This is a genomic window from Candidatus Krumholzibacteriia bacterium (assembly GCA_035268685.1).
Classification (GTDB): Bacteria; Krumholzibacteriota; Krumholzibacteriia; order JAJRXK01; family JAJRXK01; genus JAJRXK01.
On sequence record DATFKK010000102.1, the window covers coordinates 1 to 8,366 of the forward strand.

An 8,366-nucleotide genomic window follows, 5' to 3' on the forward strand; every position below is an offset into this window, starting at 1 on the left:
TGGCCTTCGCCTTCTCGGTGGCCAAGGGTGTGGGCGGGTACCAACGGCTCCGCGATCAGGTGATCGAACCCTTCCTGGTGTCGAACCTGGGCCCGGATACCGTCGACGCACCCCAGGCGATCCGATCGCTGCACGACGCGATCGACAAGGTCCTCGAGCTGGTTTCGGCCACCGACGTCGGCAGCCTCGGCGCCCTGGGTCTGACCGTGCTCGTCCTGGCCGTGATCCGGGTGCTGAGCGGCGTCGAGGATGCCTTCAACCGGATCTGGGGCGCCGAACGGGCCCGCAGCTGGGTCCGCAGGCTGTCCGACTACATCAGTCTGGCCGTGGCCACACCACTGCTCGTCCTGCTCGCGGTCGGGTTCACCACCGCGGCCCAGAACACCGAGCTGGTCCAGAGCATCCGGGAACAGCCGGCCCTCGGGGAGCTGCTCGACACCCTGTTCGAGCTGACTCCGCTCGCAGCGATGTGGATCGGGCTGACGCTGCTCTACCTGATCCTGCCCAACACCCGGGTCAAACCCACGTCGGCCGCCCTCGGCGGGCTCGTCGGAGCCTTCCTGTGGCAGTTGGCGCAGATCGGCCACGTGAAGTTCCAGATCGGGATGGCCAACTACAACGCCATCTACGCCAGCTTCGCGGCCTTCCCGATCTTCCTCGTGTGGATCTACGTGTCGTGGGTCACGGTGATGTTCGGCGCCGAGTTCGCCCACGCCCACCAGGGGGCCCGCTACCACCGCATGCTGAAGAACCTGGGGCTCGACCTGCGCCGCGAGCGCGACCTGCTGATCCTGCGCGGCTGCACGGAGATCACGCGGGCCTTCCTGGCGGGTCGCGGGCCGGCGCGGCGCGGCAAGGTGGCCGAGTTGCTGCAGGTGCCCCCGTCGAGGCTGGCCGAGGAGATGGAGCCCGTGATCGATGCGGGGATCGTGGTCGACACGATCGTCGAGGACGAGCCGGCCTGGAGTCTGGGTCGCGACCCCTCCGCTACCACCATGAGCGACGTGCTCGCGGCCGTCCACGGCATGAATGCCCGGCGTGGGAAGGAATCCGACGCCGTCCTCAGCGCCTATCGCCGACTGCTCCGATCGCTGACCGGCTCGGAGGCGAACCTCGACCTGACCACGCTCACCCGCCGATCCGAGGGCGCTCCCACCGACGGATCGTGAACGCCGGCGACAGGCGGCCCTTCGTCGGGCACCGCGACAGCACTGGTCCCCTCGGACGGGGCGCGCACGATGGGGGCTTCGCGTGACCGGCCCGGGGCACCGAACAGCGCGAATCTGCTTGCCAGCCTCCGAGGTGACGCCCAAGCTCGGAAGCACTCCTGAGCGCTCCCGACGCCCCGAAGGAGTTCATCGTGGTCCCGAACGATCTGCAGCGGAGCTCGACACCCGAGGACGCCCGCGCCTTCTTCGATCTCGTCGACGAGGTCCGCGCCCTGTTCCACCGACTGCGTGCAGCCGGCGACGCCATGCTGGCCGACGAGGGGATCAACGCCGGCCAGCGCGGACTGCTGTTCGACATTGCACGGGACGATCGGCAGACGGTCCCCGATCTCGCCCGCAAGCGCCCCGTGTCGCGCCAGAGCGTCCAGACCCAGATGGACCACCTGATCGAGCGCGGTCTCGTGGAACGCCGTGAGAACCCCGAACACAAGACGGCGTGGCTGCACTCCCTGACCGACGAGGGCCGAGCCACGGTCGACCGCGTCCGCCGCCGCGAACTCCGCTGGGTGGAACGTGCGGGACTGCCGGTTCCCGTCACCGACCTCGATCGCGCCCGCAACGTGCTCGCACAGGTCCGCGAGCACGTCGAACTCGAAGGTCCCTGACCCGGGGGGAAACGTCGATGAAGGACTTCCTGCGTCACTGGTTGGTGACCTCGATCGCCCTGGCCGTCACCGCGTGGCTGCTGGCCGGCGTCGAGGTCCGCTCGCTGGCCGCGCTCGCCGTGGCGGCCATCGTCATGGGCTTCCTGAATGCGGTGGTCAAGCCGGTGGTCGTGCTGTTGACGCTGCCCCTGACCGTGCTCACGCTGGGCCTGTTCTACCTGATCCTCAACGGAATGTTCTTCGCCCTCGCGGCCTGGCTCGTGCCCGGCTTCTCGGTGGCATCGATCGGCTGGGGTATCGGCGGTGCGATCGTCATGTGGCTGGTGTCGACCTTCGTCGGCAGTCTGGTGCGACCCTCCCCCGACGAGGAATACGGGCCGCACTTCCACGATCGCTACTGAACGGCCTCGAGGTAGCGCAGACCCGTGGAGATCGGCAGACCGTCCGGATCACTCTTCTCGATCGCGAGAAGGTCCTCACGCAGTTTCGCCTGCAGTTCCGGCTCACGATCCACCTTCTGCAACGACTCGAGCAGGTTCCAGCGGAGCAGCCATTCGTCGGGATGCTCCGACAACTCGGCTTCGATGCGCCGGAAGCCGTCGGTCAGATCGGGCGCGTGGGGGTTCTCCCAGAGGCGCAGGGCTTCGCGGTAGAGGTGCAGCACGGCGCCCTCCTCGGCCGCGGTCTCGTTGTCCTTCGGGCGCGGGGCGGTGGCGTGCGAGAACTCGGTCGCCGGGTGGTAGTCGGGATCGGCGGGACCGGCGAAGCAGCTCACCACGTCCTCGCCCACGGCCACGTCGTAGCGTCCCCGGTCGGGAGCGAAGAGCACGCGGTCGCCCAGGCGGGCACGGGCTTCCTCGAGCGTGAAGACCCGCAGACGGCCCGACTCGTCGCACTGCGTGCGGGTGAGGCGGCCCTCGACCTCCACTCCGCTGCGGTAGCGCAGGTGCAGACGCCCGTCCTGCTGCAGGGACTCGAGGTCCTCGGCGGTCATCTCGCCGAGCGCTCGGCCGTCGTCGAGCCGACCGAAGGGCGTGCCGTAGCCCTCGCGGTGTTCGTCGCGACCCTGCTCGGGCAGGGTCGAGCCGTTCAGCGCCAGCGCGCACTCGCCGCCGAAGCGCAGGTAGGCCGGCGCGCCGTCGGCGTCGACGACCTCCTCGAGCACACCCGAGACCTGCGTGCCGTTCGAGAACTCCACGGTGCCCAGCTCCGCGGCGGCGCGCATCATCTCCAGGGCCTCGACCCCGCCCCTGCGCTGGGCCAGGCCATCGGCGAACTCGTCGAGCACGGCGTTGAGGTGCTCGAAGTCCTCGGCCACGTACAGCTGCGGCTGCGGGCGGGTGATGTCGTAGTCCATCTCGGTGCAGGCCACGCTCAGCGGAATCTTCTCGACGTGCGGCTTCAGGCACGAGGTGCTCTCGCCCAGCGAGCTGAGCAGGCCGGCACCGTAGATCTTCGGGTCGTCGACCGAGCCCACGAGGCCGTACTCCACGGTCCACCAATGCAGACGTCCGAGCCGGGCCGCCTCGGTGGTCCAGGTCACGTTCGCCTGGGCCTCCTCCAGACGCTTCTGGGCCGCCTCGATCATCTCCGGCGTGCTGTCGCGGTCCTCCTTGACCTCGCTCAGGTTCCGGATCGCCAGGTAGACCTCGTGGTCCTGCTGCGAGGCGAAAGCCTTCGCGCCGATCTCTCCGAAACGGCGCAGGAACTCGCGGTAGGTCGGGTCGGGAACGATGGGCGCGTGACCGGCCGATTCGTGGATGATGTCCGGCGCCGGCGTATAGGCCAGGTTGCGGCGGCGGCGGATCGCCGCGGCGATGGTCATGATTCCGTGTGCCTGGAACTCCTGGAAGGCACGGGGCGGAATGAAACCGTCGACGACGACCGCCCCCCAGCCGAATTCCGACAGGCCGGCGTCCATTTCCTCGATCCGCGGGATCCGCTCGACCGAGATCCCCGTCTGGGCCAGTCCGTCCACGTAGGCCGGATGCGCGGTCTCCTTCAGGCGCGCGTAGGTCTGCAGCAGGACGAAGCGCCACACCGCCTGATCGATCTCGTCGTAGGCGCCGTAGTCCTGATCGACGACGAATTGCCGCAGATGGGCCGGAATGCGATCGCGCGTGGACGACATGGAGACCTCCCGCCGGAATCGGGGTTCTGGGCTGACGCAGGGGAACCGGCCGTGGTCACGGCCACCCTCCGAACATACAAGAAGCCCGGGTCCGCGACCAAGGCCGTGGGGGACCTCCCCCTGGCCAAGCCGGCGCGTCGGTGCTTCACTCGGACGAACCGACGTTTCCACCCCGAGGACGGCCGATGAGCTGGTTGAGGACCGACCCCGTCGTGTTGCTGGGAATGCACCGCAGCGGCACCACCATGCTGGCGCGGATGCTCGACCGCCTGGGCGTGTTCCTCGGCCACCGGCTCGAGTCGAACCACGAGGCCATTGCCGTGCTCGAACTGAACGACGAGGTCCTGGCCCGCGCGCACGCCGCGTGGGACCGCCCCCTGGGGATGCTGGACCTCCTCGGCCACGGGCCCAGCACCCAGGCCGTCGTCGATTCCATGCGGACGACTCTCGACACCTTCGGCTTTCGCCGCTCCTACCTGGGTGCGACACGGCTCGGCCGCGGCCTCGGACCGGGCCCGTGGGGCTTCAAGGACCCGAGAACCACCGTGACCTGGCCCCTGTGGCTCGAGATCGCACCCGACGCCCGGCTGGTGATGATGCGCCGGCACGGCGTCGACGTCGCCGCCAGCCTGTGGCGACGAGCGCGTGCACAGCTCGACGACGACGCCGCACGCTTCGCCGGCGACGCCCACATGGCCCGCTTCGCCTCGGTACGCTGTCTGGAACTCGATCGCGCCTTCGAACTGTGGGCCGAGACCGAAGAAGCCTTCGAGACACTGCGGACACGCCATCCCGACGCCGCAGTGTACGAACTGATCTACGAGGACCTCGTCACCGACCCACGCGCCGCTCTGAGCGACGTCTGCGAATTCCTGGACGTCGAGGTCGAGCCCGGCGATCTCGAGGCGGCGGCCGGCACCGCCGATCCTTCCCGTGCTCTGGCCCACCGCGACGATCCCACCCTGCGCGACTTCGCCGAGAGCGTCCTCACCCATCCCCGTCTCGCGCGGTGGGAAGCCGCGCGCTGAACCCGCTGCGAAAGGAAGCCCCGAAACCATGGCCGCGGAACAACCCCTGCTCGAACCCGTCCGTCTCGGTCCCTTCCAACTGCGCAACCGCGCCGTCATGGCTCCCATGACCCGCTCGCGGGCGATCGGCAGCATCCCGAACGACCTCATGGCTCGCTACTACGCCCAGCGTGCGGGCGCGGGTCTGATCGTGAGCGAGGGAACGGCTCCGTCACCGAACGCCCTGGGCTACCCCCGCATCCCCGGCGTCTTCAGCGAACCCCAGGTCGCGGGATGGAAGCAGGTGACGGACGCCGTGCACATGCGCGAGGGCACGATCTTCTGCCAGCTCATGCACACCGGCCGCGTCGCGCACCCGGCGAACCTGCCCGAGGGTGCGGAGGTGCTCGCTCCGTCTCCGGTTCCGATGGAGACCACGCAGATGTGGGTGGATCCCGACGGAAACCAGCCGATCCCGACCGCTCGCGCGATGAGCGACGCCGAGGTCCGCGCGACCATCGGCGAGTACGCCGGGGCGGCGCGCAAGGCCCGCGAGGCCGGCTTCGACGGCGTCGAACTGCACGGCGCCAACGGCTACCTCGTCGAGCAGTTCCTGAACCCGCACACGAACCAGCGCGACGACGACTGGGGGGGCGACGTCGAGCGACGGCTGCGTTTCGTCACCGAGGTCGCCGAGAAGACCTCCGAGGCGATCGGATCCGAGCGCGTCGGGATCCGTCTGTCACCCTACGGTGTGTTCAACGAGATGCAGCCCTACGACGAGATCGACGAGACCTACCAGAGGCTGGCCGCGATCCTGCGCGACTTCGGTCTGCTGTACGTGCACCTCGTCGACCATTCGGCCATGGGCGCGCCCCCGGTGCCCGACGCGATCAAGGCCACGATCCGCGAGACCTTCGGTGGACCCGTGATCCTGGCCGGAGGCTATGACCACGCGCGGGCCAACGCCGATCTGAACGCCGGTAAGGCCGACATGATCGCCTTCGCGCGACCCTTCCTGGCGAATCCCGATCTGCTCGAGCGCTTCGAGGCGGGAACCGCGTTGAACGAGGCCGACCCCGAGACCTTCTACACGCCCGGGGAAGTCGGATACGTGGACTACCCGACCCTCGGCTGATCCCGAGGAGGCCCCATGACCTCGATCCGTGTCGACTGCGACGACATCACCTCGCTCGACGTCGACGCCATGGTCGCCGCGGCCAACACGAGACTGGCCGGAGGCGGAGATTTCGACGGTGCGGCCCCCCACGCGGCCGGCCCCCGCCTGCTCGAGGCCTGCCGCTCGATCGCGTTCCCCGCGATCAGCTGTGGCGTCCACGGGTTCCCGGTGGAGGACCTCGCGGGCGCGGCCGCGGGCGCCGGCGGCCTGGGGTGTCATCGTTCGTCGACGATTCTCGCGTATCGATTGACATGCCTGCGGCAGGGGTCGTAGGGAACCGGGACACACCGATCGCCTCCATCGGCGTGCGTCGCCTCCCGCGAACGCTCCGATCCGGAGGTCCGACTTGAACGAACGCCGACGGATTCCGTGGTCGCCCGTGGTCCGGCTGCTCGCGACGGTCTTCGTCGCGGGATGTGCCGGCGAAGACCCGACGACGCCCCCCGGTGCCGTCGTACCCCTTCCCGTCGAGATCGCTCGCGACGAACTGTTCGCGTACTTCGATCACCTCGAGGCCGCGACCACCGATCCGACCGACCCGGTCGCTGTCCACCGGACCACGGTCGAGTTCGTCGACCGCCGGTACGCCGACCGGCCCGAAGACCGGCGGGCCGGTCTGACCTACCTGTGGAACCTCGAGGACGCGGACGTGGTCATGGACGGGCCTGTCGGGTCCGTGCCGGTGCTTCCCGCGGAGGTCGTGGACGCAGCCGACGCGGTCCTCGGTTCGACCACCGGTGTCGCCGACGTCCTGGCGTGGGTCCGGGAGCGCCGGCGATCGAGATCATCGCAGACCGGCGTCGGCGATCGGGCACGGGTGCTGGAGTGCTACTTCGCCCTGCTCGAACGCATCACGTTGTACGTGCAGTGCGTCGTCACCGACCTCCCCGCCGGATCCGACCGCCGCCGCGATCGTACGCGCTGTCTCCTGTCGACCCTCGGGAGCAGCGTGTCCGCTCTGATCGACGGCGCGCCGGTCGGTGGCACGCGGAGCTCGGCCGGATCCGGCGGAACGATCCTGGACGGCCCACCCGGTGGTGTCGTCGGCGTCCTCGGAGCTGTGGTGACACGCGCCACGGCCGGCTGTTTCCGTCCTGCGCACCCTGCTCCCGGGTGTTCCCCGATGGCACCGACCCGCGCTTCGCGCATGCTCGAGGCCGCGCACTCCGGGGAAGAATCCACACTCGACCCGACCACCACGGAGACGCCATGCAGATCGGCGACCGCGAAGTCGAGATCCACCGCCGCGACAAGGTGCTCTTTCCCGACGACGGGATCACCAAGGGCGACCTGGTGGACTACTACGCCGACGTCGCCGCGGTCGTGCTGTCGCACCTTCGCGACCGGCCGGTCGGTCTGGAGCGCTGGCCGGACGGGCTCGACGGCGAGGGCTTCGTCCAGCGCGACACCCCCGACCACTTCCCCGACTGGATCGGCACCGTGGAGTTCCCGCGACGCACCGAGGGCAGCTTCGACGCTCCGCTCGTGGAATCGGCAGCTGCGCTCGTCTATCTGGCCGACCAGGCGGTGATCACGCCGCACGCCTACCTGGCCCGCCGCGACGACCTGCGCCGTCCCGATCGCATGATCTTCGACCTCGATCCGCCGGCCGACACGCGTGACTTCGACGTGGTCCGGCGAGCGGCACTGGGTCTGCACGACCTGCTCGAGGACCTCGACCTGCCCTCGTGGGTCCAGACCACCGGTTCGAAGGGATTCCACGTGGTGGCTCCCCTCGATCGCGGTGCGCGTTTCGACGCCGTGCGGGAGTTCGCCACCGACGTGGCCCGCGTCCTCGTCGGCTCCGACGGCGACGCCTTCACGCTGGCGCAGCGAAAGGCCCGCCGCGGCGACCGCGTCTTCCTCGACACCATGCGCAACACCTACGCGGCGACGGCGGTCACGCCCTACGCCGTGCGGGCCCGCACGGGCGCGCCGGTGGCCACGCCGCTCGACTGGGACGAGGTGCGCGACGGCGCGGACCCGCGCGACTGGACCCTGCGTTCGATTCCGCGTCGCCTGGGCCAGAAAGAGGACCCGTGGGCCGGAATGGCCCGCCACGCACGCGGCCTGGATGGCCGGCGCGAGGAACTCGACGCGATGCTCGACCGCGCCGAGTCCTCCGGACGATGACTCAGCCGCGGGCGGCGTGGAAGGCCGCGAGCACCTCGGCCTCGCGCTCGGAGGGGATGCCCGCCCGCGCGGTGATCTCGG

The 8,366-nt window shown here is 69.7% G+C and carries 8 protein-coding genes; 7 read left to right on the forward strand and 1 reads right to left on the reverse strand.

All coding sequences use genetic code 11. The features are described 5' to 3' along the window. The 3 genes from VKA86_09845 to VKA86_09855 form a co-directional block, all read left to right on the forward strand. Positions 1–1,169: YihY/virulence factor BrkB family protein (locus VKA86_09845; protein ID HKK71508.1), on the forward strand; the 1,169-nt coding region annotated here is incomplete at its 5' end. Between the two features lie 191 nt (positions 1,170–1,360). Continuing rightward, positions 1,361–1,834, forward strand: a complete 474-nt coding sequence (locus VKA86_09850) for a MarR family winged helix-turn-helix transcriptional regulator (protein HKK71509.1) — start codon at positions 1,361–1,363, stop codon at positions 1,832–1,834. Between the two features lie 17 nt (positions 1,835–1,851). Next, positions 1,852–2,235, forward strand: coding sequence for a phage holin family protein (locus tag VKA86_09855; GenBank protein ID HKK71510.1), 384 nt, complete (start codon positions 1,852–1,854; stop codon positions 2,233–2,235). Here the strand turns inward: VKA86_09855 and VKA86_09860 are convergent. After that, the gene (locus VKA86_09860; protein HKK71511.1) at positions 2,229–3,965 is read right to left on the reverse strand and encodes an aromatic amino acid hydroxylase; all 1,737 of its coding nucleotides are present in this window, start codon (positions 3,963–3,965) and stop codon (positions 2,229–2,231) included. The two genes, VKA86_09855 and VKA86_09860, sit on opposite strands and share 7 nt — an antisense overlap. Positions 3,966–4,150: 185 nt before the next feature. Here VKA86_09860 and VKA86_09865 point away from each other — a divergent pair, with 185 nt between their 5' ends. The 4 genes from VKA86_09865 (at position 4,151) to ligD (ending at position 8,285) form a co-directional block, all read left to right on the forward strand. Next, complete coding sequence (locus VKA86_09865) at positions 4,151–4,993, forward strand: sulfotransferase (GenBank protein HKK71512.1); 843 nt, start codon at positions 4,151–4,153, stop codon at positions 4,991–4,993. A 28-nt stretch (positions 4,994–5,021) separates the two neighbouring features. Continuing rightward, entirely contained in the window at positions 5,022–6,110 is a 1,089-nt protein-coding gene (locus VKA86_09870; GenBank protein ID HKK71513.1) for an alkene reductase, read from the forward strand. A gap of 15 nt (positions 6,111–6,125) precedes the next feature. After that, positions 6,126–6,425, forward strand: a complete 300-nt coding sequence (locus VKA86_09875) for a macro domain-containing protein (GenBank protein HKK71514.1) — start codon at positions 6,126–6,128, stop codon at positions 6,423–6,425. A 936-nt stretch (positions 6,426–7,361) separates the two neighbouring features. Next, positions 7,362–8,285, forward strand: a complete 924-nt coding sequence (gene ligD / locus VKA86_09880; GenBank protein HKK71515.1) for a non-homologous end-joining DNA ligase — start codon at positions 7,362–7,364, stop codon at positions 8,283–8,285. The last annotated feature ends 81 nt before the right edge of the window (positions 8,286–8,366 follow it).

Bases quoted from the DNA above. Each gene is read 5' to 3' on its own strand.
- VKA86_09855 (HKK71510.1), top strand. From the start codon at position 1,852: ATGAAGGACTTCCTGCGTCACTGGTTGGTGACCTCGATCGCCCTGGCC.
- VKA86_09860 (HKK71511.1), bottom strand. From the start codon at position 3,965: ATGTCGTCCACGCGCGATCGCATTCCGGCCCATCTGCGGCAATTCGTC.
- VKA86_09865 (HKK71512.1), top strand. From the start codon at position 4,151: ATGAGCTGGTTGAGGACCGACCCCGTCGTGTTGCTGGGAATGCACCGC.
- VKA86_09870 (HKK71513.1), top strand. From the start codon at position 5,022: ATGGCCGCGGAACAACCCCTGCTCGAACCCGTCCGTCTCGGTCCCTTC.
- VKA86_09875 (HKK71514.1), top strand. From the start codon at position 6,126: ATGACCTCGATCCGTGTCGACTGCGACGACATCACCTCGCTCGACGTC.
- ligD (HKK71515.1), top strand. From the start codon at position 7,362: ATGCAGATCGGCGACCGCGAAGTCGAGATCCACCGCCGCGACAAGGTG.